Raw genomic sequence first — 17,817 nt, forward strand, 5'->3', positions numbered from 1 at the left:
CAAGAAAACTAGTCTTCATGCTCGCATTTCCAGCGTTCCAGCGCATCTTCCAGTTGCCGTTCGGCCATGTCACGGGCAGAATCACGGGGTAAACCAAGCGATCCGGACAGCCGGTCGCCGATCAGCGCATCACCCAATGCCATAAGAACCAGCGCCAGCGTGTCATCATGCTTTTCCCGGTCTTCGTGACCGTCTTCGCCAATATCATCGACCAGCGCATGAATGGCATCGACAATCGGGTCGAGCGCGTCTTCGTTGCCGGTCAGCATCATCCAGGACCAGAGCGCCGCCCCGCCCTGCTTGTCAAAAGCGTCGAACGTCAGGTCAACAATATCGCGGACAGTCCCTTCACCGGTACGGGATTTCAGGATCGCCTGCGCGATCATGCCGCAGACTTCGTCCGACAAATAGGCCGCAAGCGCCTTTTGCAGGCCGGATGCGGAACCGAAATGATGCAACAGATTGGCGTGGGTGCGACCGATACGGGCCGCAACCGCCTTTAGCGTGACCGACTGCGGGCCTGTTTCGATCAGCAAATCGCGGGCTGCTGCCAGCGCCATGTTACGGCTTGCTTCGGGGGACAGACGTCGCTTCGCTATTGACATTTATGTTAGTAACCTTATTATGAACATCCTGACTATAGGCCGCATTCCGCAAAATGGAAACATCCGATGAACATGCTTCGTTCCGTCAACGCCGAACCGGAAACCATCCAGACACCAACGCCTGCGGATCATAAAATTACGCCGCGCGACCGTCGTTTCGGACGGGAAGAGGGTTATGATCCCGGGAAATATTGGCAAAATGGCGATGCCGTTGCGACCGCTTTTTACAATTGCCTGTCGCTCACCTTTCCGCGTGGCGAGGCTTTTTTCATTGAAAGCGTAAAAGCATTCCGGGACCATACGCCCGAAAAACTGCAAAACGAGATCCGCGCCTTCGTAAAACAGGAAGTGATCCACAGCCGCGAACATCTGGCGCTCAACCGCAGGGTTGAAGAAAATGGCTATGACACCAGCCGGATAGAAAAGCGGATTACAGAATCTCTGGCGATGACCAAAGACCGGCCCGAGATAACCAATTTGGCGGCGACGATGATCCTCGAGCATTTTACCGCGATCATGGCCCAGCAATTTCTGGCCAATCCGCTGCATTGGAAAAATTCCGACGAGGAAACCGCCGATCTGTGGCGCTGGCATGCACTGGAAGAGATTGAACATAAGGGGGTCGCCTATGACACCTGGCTTTATGCGACCAGGGACTGGAGTCGGCGAAAACGCTGGCAGGTGAAAGCGGTGATGATGATATTGATCACCCGCAATTTCTGGGGCAACCGCTGGCGTGATACGCTCGACCTGCTGGCACAGGACGGCATCACCGGATGGCGGGTGAAAATGAAGCTGCTAAAATTCCTGCTCTTCAAGCCGGGTATCGGCCGGGCAATCATCATTCCCTGGTGCAAATTTTTTCTGCCCGGATTTCATCCGTGGAACGAGGATGACAGGCATCTGATCCATCGGGCCGAAAGCGAATATGAAGCGGCGATAACGGGACGACCAGCGACGGCCTAAAGCCAAGCCTTAAATGGCAGTGATCAATGCGCCGCTTTGCTGACGTCTACCTTGTCGATCCATTCCGGAAAAAAGCTGGGCTCGCGATTAGACCAGCCGGGCGCGGTCGCAGCGGCTTCGCTGATCGATTGCAGCAAACCCTTGCGGGTTTTCGGATGAAGATGGGGAAGCGACGCCGCCGCACAAAATGCGCCGGGTAACCAGGGACGCGATTCCGAACCAAGCAGACGCTCGTACAGGAAGCGAAACGCGGGAAAGCTGTGAATACGGCCTTGCCCCAGATCAAAGGCGGCCAGCACGATCAGTGACGGCATGAACGCTTCGATACTGTCGATGGCACAATCTTCGGGAATGGCTCGGCGGATATCATCAATGCGCCGGTATAGAGCCATTTGAACCTTGATCCCGGCCTCTTCGACCTTGTCGCGCGACCAAGTTTCGATCGCGTCAGACCGCACAAGCCCGACGTCCAGCGAACGCCGGATATAGCGTTGGGTCGCAGAACTAAAGCTCGCGAATTCCTTCATCTCAGCCAGCGTCATGGCGCCGGGAACCGCTTGTATTTCCTTTGGCATGTCCGCTCGTCTCCTTGTGGGTTCATCCCACTCAGGCATTTGAGCCGAACATGGTTAGTATTTGGTTAAACATGTGCGATTTAATCCCGCGCAACAGGCCAGAAATCTGGAAATTTGCGCGTCGGACCTGGAAAGTTTCGACCAACCGCCAGCCTCTTTCGACCGGTCACGATTCACCTAGAGACAATTGATACCATATTGGCCTAAGCTGCCTCGAAACCATGAATTGATTATATATATGAGAAAATTTGAACTGGGAAACCGCAAGCCGTCGGTCGGACATCAGGTTGCAATCCTGTCGATCCTCGGGTTCTGGCTTTTCTATGTCATCATCCTGACCCTGCGTGTTTCTGTCGGTGATTGGCCCGCACAGGGCGAAATGGCGATGCGCCGTATTGTCGTGACGATTTTTGGCATCGGCATCACTTATCTGCTCTATCTTCTGCTCCGGCAGTTCGAGGGCAAAGCCCTTTCGACCCGGATCATCACGGCATTTGCCGCCGCCATTCCCTGCGCGATCATCATCGCTGCGTTCAATCATTATGTCTTCAATGTCTATTATCCGGAAAACCTTTGGGACGATGCGCATGTCGAGGAGATGCGCAAATATATGACCCAGGATAATTTCGCATTCAAAGCGATGTTCGAAGATGCCACCTCGCGCTTTTTCTTCATCGTCAGCTGGACATCTTTATATCTGACCCTGAGCTATGCCGGAGAAGTCCGGCAGATTGAGCGCAAGGCCGCCCGCTTTGCTCAGGCCGCGCAGGATGCCGAGCTGCGATCCCTGCGCTATCAGGTCAATCCGCATTTCCTGTTCAACACGCTCAACAGCCTCAGCACCCTGGTGATGCGCAGCCAGCCGGAAGAAGCGGAGGAAATGATCCTCAATCTTTCGAAATTCTATCGCACCAGCCTGTCGGGCGATCCGCTGGAGGATGTGCCCTTGTCAGAAGAAGTGCATCTGCAAAATCTCTATCTGGATATCGAGGCGGTCCGCTTCCCCGAACGACTCCGGACAAAGGTGAATATCCCCGACGATCTGCTCGGTGTCCTCGTACCCGGGCTGATCCTGCAACCTCTGGTCGAAAACGCGATCAAGCATAGTGTCGCCCATAGTAAACGTCCGGTGACCATATCGATAAGCGCGCGGTCCGATGGCGACAATCTGATCCTGACCGTGGCCGATGACGGCGATCCGCGACCTGTGGATCTGCAGGATGATGGTACGAGCAGCGGTATCGGCCTCGCCAATGTCCGGGACCGGCTGGAAACCCGTTTTGGCCACCAAGCCGGCCTTCAGACTGTACGTCCGGCAGAAGGTGGCTATATTGCGCAACTGACCTTACCGTTGATGCTGGATAATCCATGATCGAAGACATCGAAGCCAAACCGCTCAAGACATTGATCGTCGACGACGAACCGCTTGCAATCGAGCGCCTGCAACTGCTCTGCGCCCGGCAACCGGAGATCGATCTGATCGGCACCGCCAGCGATGGCGAAGCGGCGCTACGCCTTACCGAACAATTGAAACCGGACCTGCTGCTGCTCGACATCGCCATGCCCGGCAAGGACGGGCTGGACGTCGCGCGGGCCTTGTCCGGCAAGCCCGATGCCCCGGCGATCATATTTGTCACCGCCTTTGACCGCTTTGCCGTCGAGGCCTTTGATGTGGCGGCGATCGACTATGTGCTGAAACCGGTCGAGAATGAACGACTGACGCTGGCCATCTCCCGCGTCCGCGAACGCACCGCAGAACCGCGCAGCGATGGCGGGGAAGATTCGCCCTGGGCCGAAGAATTCTGGGTTCCCTACAAATCCGAACTGCGCCGCATCGTCTCCTCCGAAATCGACCGGGTCGAGGCCGAACGCGACTATATGCGCCTGCACGTCGGCGCCGTCAGCTATCTGCTGCACCAGACCATCACCGGCCTGGAAGAAAGGCTCGACCCGGAAGAATTCATCCGTCTGCACCGTTCGCATCTGGTCCGCCGCGACTGGATTGCCGGGCTGCGCCATGACGGCGGCGGCGTGTGGATGGCCTGCCTGAAATGCGGCACCGAAATCCGTATCGGCCGGACCCATCTGGCAGAAGCGAAGAAGCTGGCAGGGCGTTAGCCGGGCATGTGATCAGACAAGCTATCGCGTGAGGCGCGTCGAGGGAACCTGTCTACCAAAAGCAGAGCTTGATCGAAGCAGATCAAAGGGGGTAAGGCGAGCGGCAACGTAGCGCCGCTCGCCTCATTTCATTGTCGGTGAGCCCAGTTCCGCATCGCCGCGGCCAGGAATTCTGCAAAGCCCGCCTGAATTTGTTCGTAGCGTGCGACAAAGTCAGGATGGGCGAGATATATATCCGCAAGACCCGCATAAGAGGATATCGAACCTTCCTGCCCCCAACTCGCTTTGACCCATTCGAAATGCCGCTTGACCAGCGGATCAAGCGAGTCCGCCTCCGGGAGAACGCCATCTCCAAATGCTGTCGCCAGACTTTGCTCAATATCGGCTAGCTCAGCCATTCTGGCCTCTCTCTCGCTCTTTGTCAGCTTCGCCATTTGGCGATTGCTGCTCTCGATATGACCTTCCATTTCGGGGCCATATTTCTCTACGAGCCAGGCTTCATATTCTTTTTGTGTCTTCGGATCGACAATACCCGGGTATAGTTCTGCATCCTGCATCACGCATTCTCCTTCAAGTTCGGCGATCGTGCGGTCGATCGTTTTCAACATTTCGGCGGAACGTGCCGCTTCTTCGGCGATGCGCTCGCGCTGACTTTTAAGCGCAGCAAGGCGATCAAAATCGGGGGCGTCGAGAATTCGACCAATATCACTGAGCAAAATGCCCAGTTCGCGGTGAATCAGGATTTGTTGCAAGCGCAACAATTCGTCGCGGCCATAATAGCGATAACCGTTCGCGCCCACATGCGCGGGATCAAGCAGGCCAATCTCGTGATAGTGATGCAGAGTGCGCACTGACACGCCAGCTATCGCCGCCACTTCTCTAACCGTATGATGTGCCATTTTTATCTCCTGCGAGTGTCCGCCGAACGACTCTATAATTCCTCCCGTCGCGTGAGGGTCAATAGCCTCGATGAAATTATTCGGCTTACGTCTGGTTCCCTATCCTGAAGCTGCAAACAGGACGGCCTCACCCCCATAACCCTGAACAGTCCCGGCAACCGGCAACGCGCATATTCCGAGAAACCCGTCGACAAGCGATCCGCCACGGGGCTATCCTGCCTTTTCATCTTTGCACCCACCTGGAACCATCGGACCTTGTCTTGATATTGAATATTTTCATCATCCTGTCGGTGATAGCGACCGGCTTGATGCTGCTCGCGCCGCGCCTGTCAAAATCGCAGGTCTGGCGGGCGACGGTAACGCCGCTGGCTTCGATCATCGGCAGCGGGTTTCTGGTGCTTGCGCCGATATTGGTGTCGGATTACGGCTATATCGCACCGGCTATCATGGCCGGCCTGTGTCTCGGGGCCTATCTGTTCGGATCGGCGATCCGCTTCAATATTTTTCACCGCAATGTCCGCAAACCGGTTCAGAATGACGGCGTCGACCGGCTGGAAATTGCCGCGTCCTGGGCGCTGGTCTTCGCCTTCACCATTTCGGTCGGCTATTATCTCAATCTGTTCGGCGCCTTCGGGGTCAGCCTGACGTCTTTCGACAGCACGGCCAATGCCAAGCTGCTGACCTCGGCCATCTATATCCTAATCCTGATCGTCGGCTGGACCCGCGGATTCAAGGCATTGGAGAAGATGGAATATAGCGCCGTGACGCTGAAACTGGCGATCATCGTCGGTCTGCTGGTCGGCCTGACCTGGTATTTCTACCAGAAGGCGAGCGCTGCGACCTTGTTCGTCCATCCGCCTTTGCTTTCCGGCTGGCCCGCGATCACCCTCGCCTTCGGATTGATCATCACGGTGCAGGGTTTTGAAACCTCGCGCTATCTTGGCAAGAATTATGATGCTGCGACCCGGATCAAATCAATGCGCCTCGCCCAGATTGTCAGCGCGGTGATATACATGATCTATATCGGGCTGTTCGCCTATAGTTTCGAGCGCGAACAATTCGCCCTGACCGAGACCGCGATTATCGACATGATGGGAATCATCACACCGATATTGCCGCTGCTGTTGGTGGCCGCTGCGCTTGCGGCGCAGTTCAGCGCGGCGATCGCCGATACCAGCGGATCCGGCGGGCTGGTCGAGGAACTGACCAAGGGTCATGTGAAAGCGCGGACCGGCTATGCGATATTGGTCGCTATCGGCCTGTTCCTGACCTGGAGCGTCAATATTTTCCAGATCATCGCTTATGCCAGCCGCGCCTTTGCGCTTTATTACACGCTGCAATCGGTGATCGCAGCACGGCGGGCCTTCCTGATTCCAGGCAACCGCCTCAAGGGATTCGGTTTCATCCTGCTGGCGATGCTCGGGACGATGATCATATTGTTCGGCAATGATGTCGAATCGTCGAACGCCTAGGCATTCGTTACGTCATTATCCTCTTGGCCGCGCCTGCGGATAGGTGCCCAGCACCCGCACGTTGTTGCAGTAGAAGCTCAACTCCTCGAGCGCTCGGTCAACGGCCGGATCACCGGGTGCACCCTCGATATCGGTATAAAATTCGGTGGCGGCAAAGCTGCCGCCCTGCTGGTAGCTTTCCAGCTTGGTCATGTTGACGCCGTTGGTCGCAAAGCCGCCCATCGCCTTATAGAGCGCTGCGGGAACATTTTTGACCTGGAATATGAAGGTCGTCATCAACTGGCCGCTGGTTTCCGGCTTCACCGCTTCAGGTGCCAGGACGACAAAACGCGTGATATTGTGTGGCGCGTCCTCGATTGCATCGGCGACAGGCTGCAGACCATAAAGTTCCGCGGCGAGTTTCGGTGCGATCGCCGCGGCATGCGGATCATCCTGCTGGGCGACGAAGGCGGCGGCGGCGGCGGTATCGGCATAGGCGACCGGGATGATACCGCGTTTGCGCAGATAGTGGCGGCACTGGCCGAGCGCCTGCGGATGGCTCATCGCGGTCCGGATATCGGCATCAGCGGATTTGGCCATCAGACAATGCTCGATCCGCATGAAATATTCGTCGACGATATACAGGCCCGATTCGGGGAGCAGAAAGTGGATGTCGGCGACCCGGCCGTGCAGCGAGTTTTCGATCGGAATAATCGCGCATCCCGCCGAGCCCTGTTTCACAGCGTCAATCGCATCTTCGAATGCAAAGCAGGGAACCGGCAGGCCGTCCGGCGCATAGTCGAGCGCGGCAAGGTGCGAATTGGCCCCGGGGGCGCCTTGGAAGGCAATCGCCTTTGCCGGCATTTCAGCGCCTTTTTCGGTCATTTTCTTGACCATACCCAGTGCGTTTTTTGGAAAGCTGTCCATCATGCCCCTCTTTTGCTGCGTTGCGATAGTCGAACGGAACATGGAGGGGCAAGAAATTAGTGGTGTGTCGGCCGGTGCCCATCACATTTTCCAACTATATTTGCGTCTTTTGCGGCAATTGAGGCCTTGCGTTGGTCCGTTGCCCTCTTTACAGACAGCACAAATTTGGCAGGCCCATGGCCGCCGCTCACTCAGGGGTTTGAGACAGTTTATGAGCAACAATAACACCATCGCAGGCTGGGTACTGGCTGGCGGCATCGCCGCCCTCGGTTTCTCCATCGTCAGTGGCAAATATTTTCACGCCGGCAAGCACGAGCGTCCTGAAGTCATGGGCTATGTGATCGACGGAGTGGAAACCGCCGGTGGCGCTGACGCAGGGCCGTCGATCGAAACATTGTTGCAGACCGCCGATATCGCCGCTGGCGAGAAGGTCTTTGCCAAATGTGCGGCTTGCCACACCATCAATCAGGGCGGAGCCAATGGCATCGGTCCGAATCTATACGCAGCCATGGGCAAACCGCACGGCCATGTCGCAGGCTTTGCCTATAGCGACGCGCTGAAAAGCGTTGCCGGCAACTGGGACTGGGCGGGCATGGACGCCTGGCTGACCTCGCCGCGCAAATATGCCGAAGGCACCAAGATGACCTTTGCCGGCCTGGGCAAGGCGGAAGACCGCGCTAATCTGATGGTCTATCTAAACGCGCAAGGTTCAAACCTGCCTCTGCCGGCTGCTCCCGTGGTCGAAGCACCTACGGAAGAAGATGCTGAAGCGGCTACCGCCGAAGCAGGCGCTGATGCCGAAGCTCCGGAAGCAGTTGCGGCAGACACAGCGGCGGCGGCAGAATAGGCTCGCCGCCCGGATTGCCTAGCCGCAATCCAGATCGTAAAATTGCTGGATAATCGCCCAGGCTTCTTCGCCGGTTTCGACAAATTGAAACAGTTCTAGATCCTTGCGGCTGATTGTGCCCTCGTCGGCCAGCGCATCGAAGTTGATCACGCGATTCCAGAAATCCTTGCCGAATAGCAATATCGGCAGTTTTTCCATCTTGCCGGTCTGCACCAGCGTGACCAGTTCGAGAAATTCGTCCAGCGTCCCGAAGCCGCCCGGAAATACCGCCACCGCTCTTGCCCGCAACAGGAAGTGCATCTTGCGTAGCGCGAAATAGTGGAACTGGAAACTCAGTGACGGTGTGACATATTCATTGGGCGCCTGTTCATGCGGCAGGACAATATTGAGTCCGATCGACTCTTTGCCGACATCCGCAGCACCGCGATTGGCCGCTTCCATGATCGACGGACCACCGCCGGAGCAGACAACAAAATCACGTTTGCCATCGCTGGAAATGCCGCAAGCGCTTGCTAGCCGGGCCAGATGGCGTGCTTCGTCATAATATTTGGCTTTCTCTTTCAACCGCTGTGCGATCTTAAGAGATTCGTCATCGGTCGCCGCCTCGATCAGCGCGTCGGCATGTTCCGGTGCGGGGATACGGGCCGATCCGTACATTACTAACGTCGAGCCGATGCCGGCTTCATCGAGCAGCATCTCCGGCTTCAGCAATTCCAGCTGGAAGCGGACGGGGCGCAATTCTTCACGAAGCAGGAACTCGGTATCCTGAAAGGCCAGCCTATAGGCAGGGTCCCGTGTCTGGGCGGTGCTGATATCGGCCTTTTCGGCAAATTCAGCTTCCTGCTTGGCGTGGTGAAAACGGTTGTCTTTGAGATCTTTGTTGGTCATGCATCCGCCCTAAAGCAAAGATTTATGGCTGACCAGTGACCTTATCCTCCTAGCGGCAATATCCGTTGCCGCTCATATCGAGATGAAAATGGTCCCGGTGCGCCGCATTATAATTGGGGCTGAGCACTGTGCCGAAACGCTTGCAGGCGCTGTCATGGATGGCCGCAAGAAACTGCATTTCCTGACGCCCGCTTTTCCAGTTATTTTCGACGGTTATCCGGCGGCCGTCGGTCAGCACAAAGGCCGAGACATCGATCGCATTGGCATGCGCATGTTCCGACAATTTACCCGATCCGGCGATATTGCGGCAGCTATAGCTACCCATGGTTTCGATACGCTTGAGGTCGCTGCCAAGATATTTGCGCGCCGCGCGTTTCACGGCAAATTCGGTCCAGGCGGCAAATTTGCCCGCCAACTCGCATTTCACCGGGCCCAGGTTGGTCACATCGGCTCCTACATCGAGCAGCTTGATACTGTCGATCTGGCTGCATCCACCACTGAAATGGCGGTTGGGCAAGGGAGAGAAGCGGACATTGGCTTTGCCGAGATCGGTGAAACACTGGCGAGCGGCGGGTGTGGGGTCAAATGAGCCGAGCCCCGCGGAGGGCTGAGGCCGTTGCGATTGGCCGCTGTTGCCCGCGGGTATCGCACCACAAGCGCTGAGTATTAAGGAAGCCAAGGCCAGAAGTCCTGCAGTCCGACCGCGGCGTATAATTTGTGATTTCATTTCCATGCCGGGTTCAATGACAGAATATGGTTAAATCCAAGCTGAAGATCATGGTTAAAAAATGCTTACCAGCGGAGCGAAACGGAGCGTGCGACAAGTTGCGACAAATTTATGCTGGACCAACGGGTCTGCGAATCACATGACAATATCATGTCCATTGTCCGAAAATTGAACAGCCTGCCGGTCTTCTGGCTGGTGCTATCTATCCCTGCCATTCTGCTGGTCAGGGGATATTGGACAGGCGACATAATCGCTATGGACATGCTCCATCCGACCGGCGAATTTTCCGCGCGGTTCATGATCCTGGCCCTGATCATCACACCGCTTTCGGTGATATTCGGAAACCGCCGTTGGATCGGGTGGTTGATGAAACGCCGCCGGTCCTTCGGACTTGCTGCCTTTGGATATGGGATGCTGCATCTGGTCTTCTATGTCATAGATATGGAGGCCCTGAAGCCAATTCTGGCGGAATTCTGGGCACCGGGAATCTGGACCGGATGGGCAGCGTTGATGCTATTTGTACCGCTGGCGATTACCAGCAACAACGCATCCATGCGATGGCTCAAGCAGGGCTGGAAGCGATTGCAGCGACTGGCATATGTTGCTGCCTTGCTGACGCTGGCGCATTGGCTGTTGATACATGATGGCATCGGCGGGGCCCTCGCCCACTTTATTCCGCTTTTGCTACTTGAGCTTTTGCGAGGCATTATCATATATGCCAGAAGAAACAATGATGCGAAGCAGCGCGAATCGCTGCAAACCGAATAGGTCTGGAGAAAATGACATGAAATATTCCGTAATAGCCGTTGCAGCCGCCACGTTTCTTGCCACTGCCGGCTTGTCCGCCCCTGCTCTGGCAACCGGCAAGATGACCTGTGAAGCGGGTCCGCAGTCCGGTTGGAAAACGCGGGCCGAACTGGAAGCCAGTCTGGTCAAACAGGGCTGGACGATCAAGAAGTCGAAAGTCGATGGCGGCTGCTATGAAGTCTATGGCACCACCCCGGAAGGCGATCGGGTAGAAGCCTATTTTCACCCGGTATCGCTAGAAAAATTGCTGGTTTCACGCCGCGGCGAAATCCTGTTCCGGAAGAAATAGCCGGTTTCATTCGCAACCAAGAACGCGCTTGACATGCTGCGCTGCACAAGACAAAGCGGCGCCGGGCCACGCGGTCCCAACGCCGCGCGAGCTCTCTGTAAGGAGAAGCGTTAAAATGACTGATACTAATGTACCGACGCCAGAATTGCGTCCTGACTGCCCGAATTTTTCTTCGGGTCCTACAGCCAAATTCCCCGGCTGGTCCCTCGACAAAATCAACACCATCGCCATGGGTCGCTCGCATCGTTCCGCGACCGGCAAGGCTCGCCTGAAATATGCTATCGACCTCAGTCGTGAGCTATTGGGCATCCCCGACGACTATCTGATCGGCATCGTGCCGGCTTCCGATACCGGAGCTGTCGAACTGGCGATGTGGAATATGCTGGGCGCCCGTCCGGTCACCGTTGCTGCGTGGGAAAGCTTTGGCAATGTCTGGATCCAGGACGCTGTAAAGCAGCTCAAGCCTGCCAATCTGACCGTCCTCGAAGCCGATTATGGCGAAATTCCCGACCTGACCACGATCGACAAGGGTGATGATGTTGTCTTCACCTGGAACGGCACGACCTCGGGCGCAAGAATTCCCGATACTGACTGGATTGCCGCCGACCGTGAAGGTGTCACCATCAACGACGCGACCAGCGCCGTCTTTGCTCAACCTATGGACTGGTCAAAACTCGATGCGACCACCTTTAGCTGGCAGAAGGTCATGGGATCGGAAGCCGCTCATGGCATGCTGATCCTCAGCCCGCGCGCCGTCGAACGGATTGAAAGCTACACACCGTCCTGGCCGCTGCCGAAAATCTTCCGCGTGAAGAAAGGCGACAAGCTCAACACCGCGATTTTTGAAGGGGCTACGATCAATACGCCTTCGATGCTCGCGACCGAAGATTATATCGCTGCGCTCGAATGGGCAAAATCGATCGGTGGCCTGTCCGAACTGCACGCCCGCGCTGACCGCAACGCCAAAACCGTCCATGACTGGCTCGAAGCCACGCCGTGGATGCGCAATATGGTCAGCGATCCGGCCAAATGGACCAACACCGGCGTCTGCATGGTGTTCCAGGGTGACTGGTATGAAGGCCTGAGCGACGATGCCAAAGCCTCCGTGCCGAAGAAAATTGCCGCGATGCTCGAAAAAATGGACATTGCGTATGATTTCAACGGCTATCGCGATGCACCGCCTTCGCTGCGCATCTGGTGCGGTTCGACCGTCGAGCAGGAAGACGTTCGCCGTCTGCTGCTCTGGATCGAATGGGCCTATGCTCAGGTGAAAGCCGAACTTTCCTAATATATGTGTCGCCCCGGCCACGGCCGGGGCCCACGCCAATGTCCGAGATATGCCGACATTGGCTTGGAGGCCGCCCTGCGCTGGCCTGACGATCCCAACAAGGAATCCAAGATATGCCAAAAGTACTTATATCCGATAAAATGGACCCGAAAGCCGCCGAAATTTTCCGCGAACGGGGATGTGAAGTTGACGAAATCACCGGACTGACCCCGGAAGAGCTGATCAAGATCATCGGCGAATATGATGGCCTCGCCATTCGTTCATCGACCACTGTCACGCCCGAAATATTGGCAGCAGCAACCAATTTGAAAGTGGTTGGCCGTGCCGGCATCGGTGTCGACAATGTCGATATCCCGGCCGCTTCCGCCAAGGGTGTTGTGGTCATGAACACGCCATTCGGCAACAGCATCACCACAGCAGAACATGCGATCGCGCTTATGTTCGCTCTCGCTCGCCAGCTTCCTTCCGCCGATGCCTCTACCCAGGCCGGCAAATGGGAAAAATCCAAATTCATGGGCGTGGAGCTGACCAGCAAGACGCTTGGCCTGATCGGTGCCGGCAATATCGGTTCGATTGTTGCCGAGCGCGCGATCGGTTTGCGGATGAAAGTTGTCGCTTATGATCCGTTCCTGACCGAAGAACGTGCCGTTGAAATGGGTGTCGAAAAAGTCTCGCTGGACGATCTTCTCGCCCGCGCCGACTTTATCACCATGCACACGCCGCTCACCGACCAGACACGCAATATTCTGTCGGCTGAAGCGCTTGCCAAGACCAAGCCCGGTGTCCGGATCATCAACTGCGCACGCGGTGGTTTGATCGACGAAGTGGCTTTGAAAGAGACCCTGGAATCCGGCCATGTCGCTGGCGCTGCCCTCGACGTTTATGCACAGGAACCGGCGAAGGAAAACGCCTTATTCGGTACGCCGAACCTGATTTGCACGCCGCATCTGGGCGCTTCGACCAGCGAAGCACAGGTAAATGTCGCGATCCAGGTAGCCGAACAAATGGCCGATTATCTGGTCAATGGCGGCGTCGAAAACGCGCTCAACATGCCGAGTCTTTCGGCTGAACAGGCGCCGAAGCTGAAACCATATATGGCGCTTGCCACCCAGCTCGGCTCTCTCGTCGGCCAACTCGCAGCCGACCAGATCAAGGGCGTTGCGGTTGAAGTCGAAGGCGCCGCAGCCGAACTGGACCAGAAGCCGATTACAGCAGCGGTGCTGGCCGGGCTGATGCGGGCCTATAGCGATACCGTGAACATGGTCAACGCGCCCTATCTGGCGAAAGAGCGCGGCCTTGATGTCCGCGAGATCCGGCATGAACGCGAAGGCGATTACCATACGCTGGTCCGGGTATCGGTAACCACCGACGAAGGCGAAAAATCAGTTGCCGGCACTTTGTTCGGATCTTCCGGTCCGCGGCTGGTCGAGATGTTCGGCATCAAGGTCGAAGCCGATATGGAAGGCGACATGCTCTATATCGTCAACCGTGACGAGCCCGGCTTTATCGGCCGCGTCGGTTCCACACTTGGTGAAGCGGGCGTCAACATTGGCACGTTCCACCTTGGTCGTCGCAGCGATGCACCGGGCGGTGAAGCGGTATTGCTGCTTTCGATCGATTCGCCGGTGGAAGAGCCAGTATTATGGTCCGTTTGCCAGCTGGAAGGCGTGAAGACAGTCAAGGCGCTGAAGTTTTAATCCTATAGCAATGTAGCAAAGAAAAAGGATGGCCTGAGCGGTTGCTTGGGCTATGGAGCAGGGCCATGCAAAAGCCATCCAATCTCTTGCCCGAAGGGTTCCACGACGCGCTGCCGCCTTATGCCGAGGCGGCATCGCGACTGGAACGCGATGTCCTCGATACACTGGCCAGCCATGGCTATGCCCGCGTGACACCACCACTTGCCGAATATGAAGATGGGCTGACCGAACAGATGCATGGCGCATCGCGAAGCGACCTGATGCGCTTTGTCGATCCGATCTCCCAGCGCACATTGGCGTTGCGGCCGGATATGACCATGCAGATCGGCCGTATTGCCAAGACAAGCCTGGCCGACCGTCCACGTCCGCTCCGGCTCAGCTATTCGGGACAGGTTTTGAAACTGCGGTCGGGGCAGTTGCAGCCGGAACGCAGCCGCTTGCAAATTGGCGCCGAGCTGATTGGCAGCGACAGCGTCATCGCCGCAAGCGAAATTGTTTCGGTCGCGATCGAGGCGTTGGAACGCGCGGGCGTAACCGGAATAACCGTGGATTTCACCATGCCCGACCTGATCGACATATTGGCGGCGGGACCATTGCCGCTGAACGAAGCCCAGATCGGCGAAGTCCGCGGCGAGCTGGATATGAAAGATGCCGGTGGCCTGAGCGCCATGGGCGCAACCGGCTATCTGCCGCTGATCGAAGCGACCGGCCCGTTTGACGAGGCGATGGCGAGATTGCGCGAATTTGATACGGACGGTTTGCTCGATTCGCGACTGGATGGCGTTTCCCGGATCGCCGCAAGCATCAAGGGGAAAGCCAGCCTGACACTCGATCCGACCGAACGACACGGCTTTGAATATCAGAACTGGTTCGGCTTCACACTTTATGCCGAGAGTTTTATCGGCGCGCTGGGGCGCGGCGGCAGCTATGAAATTGCTCGTCCCGATGGCGAACCCGAGGCGGCGGTCGGCTTTTCACTTTACCCCAATCCGCTGATCGATGCCGGTTTTGGCGCGAAAACCAGCGAGCAGGTTTTCCTGCCGCTCGGACATGATCAATCCGCCGGCGCGCGGTTGAGAGAAGAAGGCTGGCGCACCGTCGCCGCCCTTTCAGACAAGGACCAGGCCGAGGCGCTTGGTTGTTCCCATATTTTGAACGGCGATCAGCCGGAACCATTATAAGAAAGTGACTCTATGGCCAATGTAACGGTAATCGGCGCACAATGGGGTGATGAGGGCAAAGGCAAGATCGTCGACTGGCTGTCCGAACGCGCCGATGTCGTGGTCCGCTTTCAGGGTGGACATAATGCCGGCCACACGCTGGTTGTCGACGGCGCGGTCTACAAGCTTTCCCTCCTCCCTTCGGGTATCGTTCGCGGCGCTTTGTCGATCATCGGCAATGGCGTGGTTCTCGATCCCTGGCATTTGCGGGACGAAATCGCCAAGCTGGAAAGCCAGGGTGTCGCGATCAACACCGATAATTTCGGCATCGCCGAAACCTGCCCTCTGATTCTGCCGATCCACCGCGATCTCGACGCCATGCGCGAAGATGCCAGCGGCAAAGGCAAGATCGGCACAACCCGGCGCGGTATTGGACCAGCCTATGAAGACAAGGTCGGGCGCCGTGCGATCCGGGTCTGCGATCTGGCCCATCTCGACGATCTGGGACCACAGCTTGACCGGCTTTGCGCCCATCATGACGCGCTGCGTGCCGGCTTTGGCGAACCGCCAGTGGACCGGGAACGGCTGCTCAATGACCTGAAGGAAATCGCCGACAGCGTACTGCAATATGCCCAGCCGGTGTGGAAACGCCTCAACGAGGCACGCCGCGACGGCAAGCGCATCCTGTTCGAAGGCGCGCAGGGCGTGCTGCTCGACGTTGATCACGGCACCTATCCGTTCGTCACCAGCTCAAACACGATTTCCGGCACCGCAGCAGGCGGGTCGGGTATCGGACCTTCCGGCACCGGCTATGTGCTTGGCATAACCAAGGCCTACACAACGCGCGTCGGCTCCGGGCCATTCCCGACCGAGCTCGACGACGAGATCGGCCAGCGACTGGGCGAGCGCGGGCATGAATTCGGTACGGTTACCGGCCGTCAGCGGCGCTGTGGATGGTTCGATGCCGTGCTTGTGCGCCAGGCTCTGGCTGTGTCGGGCGTTGCCGGAATCGCCCTGACCAAACTGGACGTGCTCGATGGTTTCGAGCAATTGAAAATCTGTGTCGGCTATGATCTTGATGGCGTAACCTATGACTATCTGCCGCCGCATCATCAGGATCAGGCCGCGGTCAAACCGATTTACGAAACGATGGCCGGGTGGAACGAAACCACCGCGGGTGCGCGCAGCTGGGCAGACCTGCCGGCGCAGGCGATCAAATATATCAAGCGCGTGGAGGAACTGATCCAATGTCCAGTGGCACTTGTGTCGACGTCGCCCGAGCGTGACGACACGATTTTGGTGACGGATCCGTTTGCGGATTGAGGAGCGGCTTATTCCTAAAGACGGCAGCGGGTTGATGATATTGGGCGCCAGGAGCGTTGCGCAACGGCCATGAATGGCCTGGCAATTTTACAAATTGCCGGCGCTAATTAACTATACATCGCCTGTTCATTCGCTCAGTGTCACCAAGTTCCTGCAATCCTGTCACATTGGCAATGTGGTCGCTCTAATCGAAGTATTTCCTTTTTTATGAAAAGTTTTTTCAAACTCCAGTCACTCGACTTGGCGATCGATCTCGGTACGGCCAACACGCTTATCTATGTGCGGGATCGGGGCATCATGCTCAACGAACCGTCGGTGGTAGCGCTCGAAACCAATGACGGCGTAACGAAGGTCCGTGCGGTTGGCAGCGATGCCAAGCTGATGATGGGGAAGACACCCAGCAATATCACGGTCATCCGGCCGCTCAAGGACGGGGTCATCGCCGATCTGGATGTGGCTGAGCAGATGATCAAACATTTCATCCACAAAGTGCATGAGAAAAAGCCCGGGATATTCCGGCGTTTCGATATTGTAGTCTGTATTCCGTCCGGCTCCACCAACGTCCAGCGGCGCGCGCTGCGTGATGCGGCATCCAATGCCGGCGGCTCCGGTGTCTTTTTTATCGAAGAACCGATGGCCGCGGCGATTGGCGCAGGGATACAGGTCGCCGAACCCAATGGCGCGATGGTAGTCGATATTGGCGGTGGAACAACAGAGGTCGCTATATTGTCTTTGCAGGGACTGGCTTACAGCACTTCCGGACGGATGGGCGGCGACAAGATTGATGATGCCATCTCTTCCCATATACGCCGCAAGCATAATCTGGCGATCGGCGAATCAACCACGGAACTGATCAAACATGGCATTGCCAGCGCTGTGAGCCCGGAGGACGGCAAGGGCCGGACCATGCATATCAAGGGACGCGACCTGGTCAGCGGCATGCCGAAAAAAATTGCTATTACCGAAGCCGAAATTGCTTATGCCATTGCCGAGTCGGTGAGCCAGATAGCCGAATCCGTGCTCAATGCACTGGAGAATACCAAGCCGGAACTGGCGGCCGACATCATGGATCAGGGCATTGTCCTGACCGGTGGTGGCGCATTATTGGGACGAATTGACGAATATATCGCGGACAAAACGGGCTTGCCGGTTACCATTGCGGATGACCCCCTGACCTGCGTCGCCAATGGCGCCGGCCGGGCAATGGAAGACCCGCTTTATCACAATGTGCTGATTCCCGCCTAGGACCA

The 17,817-nt window shown here is 56.9% G+C and carries 18 protein-coding genes; 12 read left to right on the forward strand and 6 right to left on the reverse strand.

The genetic code is table 11. From position 1 onward, the window contains the following. Positions 1-8 precede the first annotated feature (8 nt). A complete protein-coding gene (locus AAC060_RS09560; RefSeq protein ID WP_339825418.1) occupies positions 9-605 on the reverse strand; it encodes a helix-turn-helix domain-containing protein in 597 nt (198 codons plus the stop codon). Positions 606-671: 66 nt separating this feature from the next. On the opposite strand from AAC060_RS09560, the gene AAC060_RS09565 reads away from it, so the two are divergent. After that, a complete protein-coding gene (locus AAC060_RS09565) occupies positions 672-1,571 on the forward strand; it encodes a metal-dependent hydrolase (RefSeq protein ID WP_339825421.1) in 900 nt (299 codons plus the stop codon). 23 nt (positions 1,572-1,594) lie between these two features. On the opposite strand, the gene AAC060_RS09570 is transcribed toward AAC060_RS09565, so the two are convergent. Continuing rightward, positions 1,595-2,146 carry a hypothetical protein gene (locus AAC060_RS09570; RefSeq protein ID WP_339825424.1) on the reverse strand — a complete coding sequence of 184 codons (552 nt, stop codon included), beginning with the start codon at positions 2,144-2,146 and terminating at the stop codon, positions 1,595-1,597. Between the two features lie 238 nt (positions 2,147-2,384). Here AAC060_RS09570 and AAC060_RS09575 point away from each other — a divergent pair, with 238 nt between their 5' ends. Together AAC060_RS09575 and AAC060_RS09580 are read left to right on the forward strand one after the other, a co-directional pair. Next, entirely contained in the window at positions 2,385-3,518 is a 1,134-nt protein-coding gene (locus AAC060_RS09575; protein ID WP_339825427.1) for a histidine kinase, read from the forward strand. Continuing rightward, positions 3,515-4,264: a LytTR family DNA-binding domain-containing protein gene (locus AAC060_RS09580; protein WP_339825430.1), complete on the forward strand. Its 750-nt coding sequence runs from the start codon at positions 3,515-3,517 to the stop codon at positions 4,262-4,264. Before AAC060_RS09575 ends, AAC060_RS09580 begins: the two co-directional genes overlap by 4 nt. Before the next feature lie 128 nt (positions 4,265-4,392). Here AAC060_RS09580 and AAC060_RS09585 read toward each other — a convergent pair whose 3' ends face one another. Beyond that, positions 4,393-5,163, reverse strand: a complete 771-nt coding sequence (locus AAC060_RS09585) for a MerR family transcriptional regulator (RefSeq protein WP_339825432.1) — start codon at positions 5,161-5,163, stop codon at positions 4,393-4,395. A 260-nt stretch (positions 5,164-5,423) separates the two neighbouring features. Here AAC060_RS09585 and AAC060_RS09590 point away from each other — a divergent pair, with 260 nt between their 5' ends. After that, positions 5,424-6,635, forward strand: a complete 1,212-nt coding sequence (locus tag AAC060_RS09590) for a hypothetical protein (RefSeq protein ID WP_339825434.1) — start codon at positions 5,424-5,426, stop codon at positions 6,633-6,635. 15 nt (positions 6,636-6,650) lie between these two features. Here AAC060_RS09590 and AAC060_RS09595 read toward each other — a convergent pair whose 3' ends face one another. Beyond that, entirely contained in the window at positions 6,651-7,541 is an 891-nt protein-coding gene (locus AAC060_RS09595; RefSeq protein WP_339825563.1) for a prephenate dehydratase, read from the reverse strand. A 211-nt stretch (positions 7,542-7,752) separates the two neighbouring features. Here AAC060_RS09595 and AAC060_RS09600 point away from each other — a divergent pair, with 211 nt between their 5' ends. Further along, complete coding sequence (locus AAC060_RS09600; RefSeq protein ID WP_339825437.1) at positions 7,753-8,388, forward strand: cytochrome c family protein; 636 nt, start codon at positions 7,753-7,755, stop codon at positions 8,386-8,388. An 18-nt stretch (positions 8,389-8,406) separates the two neighbouring features. Here the strand turns inward: AAC060_RS09600 and AAC060_RS09605 are convergent, their stop codons facing one another. Both AAC060_RS09605 and AAC060_RS09610 read right to left on the reverse strand, forming a co-directional pair. Continuing rightward, a complete protein-coding gene (locus AAC060_RS09605) occupies positions 8,407-9,276 on the reverse strand; it encodes an LOG family protein (RefSeq protein WP_339825439.1) in 870 nt (289 codons plus the stop codon). 49 nt (positions 9,277-9,325) lie between these two features. Beyond that, a complete protein-coding gene (locus AAC060_RS09610) occupies positions 9,326-9,955 on the reverse strand; it encodes an extensin family protein (protein WP_339825442.1) in 630 nt (209 codons plus the stop codon). A 198-nt stretch (positions 9,956-10,153) separates the two neighbouring features. Here AAC060_RS09610 and AAC060_RS09615 point away from each other — a divergent pair, with 198 nt between their 5' ends. The 7 genes from AAC060_RS09615 to AAC060_RS09645 all read left to right on the forward strand — a co-directional run bounded on the left by AAC060_RS09615 (position 10,154) and on the right by AAC060_RS09645 (position 17,812). Next, the gene (locus AAC060_RS09615) at positions 10,154-10,771 is read left to right on the forward strand and encodes a ferric reductase-like transmembrane domain-containing protein (RefSeq protein ID WP_339825445.1); all 618 of its coding nucleotides are present in this window, start codon (positions 10,154-10,156) and stop codon (positions 10,769-10,771) included. A gap of 16 nt (positions 10,772-10,787) precedes the next feature. Further along, positions 10,788-11,099, forward strand: coding sequence for a PepSY domain-containing protein (locus AAC060_RS09620; RefSeq protein WP_339825448.1), 312 nt, complete (start codon positions 10,788-10,790; stop codon positions 11,097-11,099). Positions 11,100-11,214: 115 nt separating this feature from the next. Further along, on the forward strand, positions 11,215-12,387 hold the full coding sequence (locus AAC060_RS09625) for a phosphoserine transaminase (protein ID WP_339825451.1): 1,173 nt from the start codon (positions 11,215-11,217) through the stop codon (positions 12,385-12,387). Between the two features lie 113 nt (positions 12,388-12,500). After that, positions 12,501-14,084: a phosphoglycerate dehydrogenase gene (serA, locus tag AAC060_RS09630; protein WP_339825453.1), complete on the forward strand. Its 1,584-nt coding sequence runs from the start codon at positions 12,501-12,503 to the stop codon at positions 14,082-14,084. 65 nt (positions 14,085-14,149) lie between these two features. Then, entirely contained in the window at positions 14,150-15,265 is a 1,116-nt protein-coding gene (locus AAC060_RS09635; RefSeq protein ID WP_339825456.1) for an ATP phosphoribosyltransferase regulatory subunit, read from the forward strand. Positions 15,266-15,277: 12 nt separating this feature from the next. Continuing rightward, a complete protein-coding gene (locus tag AAC060_RS09640; RefSeq protein WP_339825458.1) occupies positions 15,278-16,567 on the forward strand; it encodes an adenylosuccinate synthase in 1,290 nt (429 codons plus the stop codon). Positions 16,568-16,774: 207 nt separating this feature from the next. Next, positions 16,775-17,812 (forward strand): rod shape-determining protein, encoded by a 1,038-nt coding sequence (locus tag AAC060_RS09645; protein ID WP_339825461.1) that lies wholly within the window; start codon positions 16,775-16,777, stop codon positions 17,810-17,812. The last annotated feature ends 5 nt before the right edge of the window (positions 17,813-17,817 follow it).

Source organism: uncultured Parasphingorhabdus sp., assembly GCF_963975555.1.
In the GTDB taxonomy this organism is placed as follows: domain Bacteria; phylum Pseudomonadota; class Alphaproteobacteria; order Sphingomonadales; family Sphingomonadaceae; genus Parasphingorhabdus.

Coding starts and splice junctions, on each gene's coding strand:
- AAC060_RS09605 (WP_339825439.1), bottom strand. CDS start 9,276: ATGACCAACAAAGATCTCAAAGACAACCGTTTTCACCACGCCAAGCAG.
- AAC060_RS09615 (WP_339825445.1), top strand. CDS start 10,154: ATGTCCATTGTCCGAAAATTGAACAGCCTGCCGGTCTTCTGGCTGGTG.
- AAC060_RS09600 (WP_339825437.1), top strand. CDS start 7,753: ATGAGCAACAATAACACCATCGCAGGCTGGGTACTGGCTGGCGGCATC.
- serA (WP_339825453.1), top strand. CDS start 12,501: ATGCCAAAAGTACTTATATCCGATAAAATGGACCCGAAAGCCGCCGAA.
- AAC060_RS09570 (WP_339825424.1), bottom strand. CDS start 2,146: ATGCCAAAGGAAATACAAGCGGTTCCCGGCGCCATGACGCTGGCTGAG.
- AAC060_RS09645 (WP_339825461.1), top strand. CDS start 16,775: ATGAAAAGTTTTTTCAAACTCCAGTCACTCGACTTGGCGATCGATCTC.
- AAC060_RS09640 (WP_339825458.1), top strand. CDS start 15,278: ATGGCCAATGTAACGGTAATCGGCGCACAATGGGGTGATGAGGGCAAA.
- AAC060_RS09620 (WP_339825448.1), top strand. CDS start 10,788: ATGAAATATTCCGTAATAGCCGTTGCAGCCGCCACGTTTCTTGCCACT.
- AAC060_RS09585 (WP_339825432.1), bottom strand. CDS start 5,163: ATGGCACATCATACGGTTAGAGAAGTGGCGGCGATAGCTGGCGTGTCA.
- AAC060_RS09625 (WP_339825451.1), top strand. CDS start 11,215: ATGACTGATACTAATGTACCGACGCCAGAATTGCGTCCTGACTGCCCG.
- AAC060_RS09635 (WP_339825456.1), top strand. CDS start 14,150: ATGCAAAAGCCATCCAATCTCTTGCCCGAAGGGTTCCACGACGCGCTG.
- AAC060_RS09580 (WP_339825430.1), top strand. CDS start 3,515: ATGATCGAAGACATCGAAGCCAAACCGCTCAAGACATTGATCGTCGAC.
- AAC060_RS09595 (WP_339825563.1), bottom strand. CDS start 7,541: ATGGACAGCTTTCCAAAAAACGCACTGGGTATGGTCAAGAAAATGACC.
- AAC060_RS09560 (WP_339825418.1), bottom strand. CDS start 605: ATGTCAATAGCGAAGCGACGTCTGTCCCCCGAAGCAAGCCGTAACATG.
- AAC060_RS09575 (WP_339825427.1), top strand. CDS start 2,385: ATGAGAAAATTTGAACTGGGAAACCGCAAGCCGTCGGTCGGACATCAG.
- AAC060_RS09565 (WP_339825421.1), top strand. CDS start 672: ATGAACATGCTTCGTTCCGTCAACGCCGAACCGGAAACCATCCAGACA.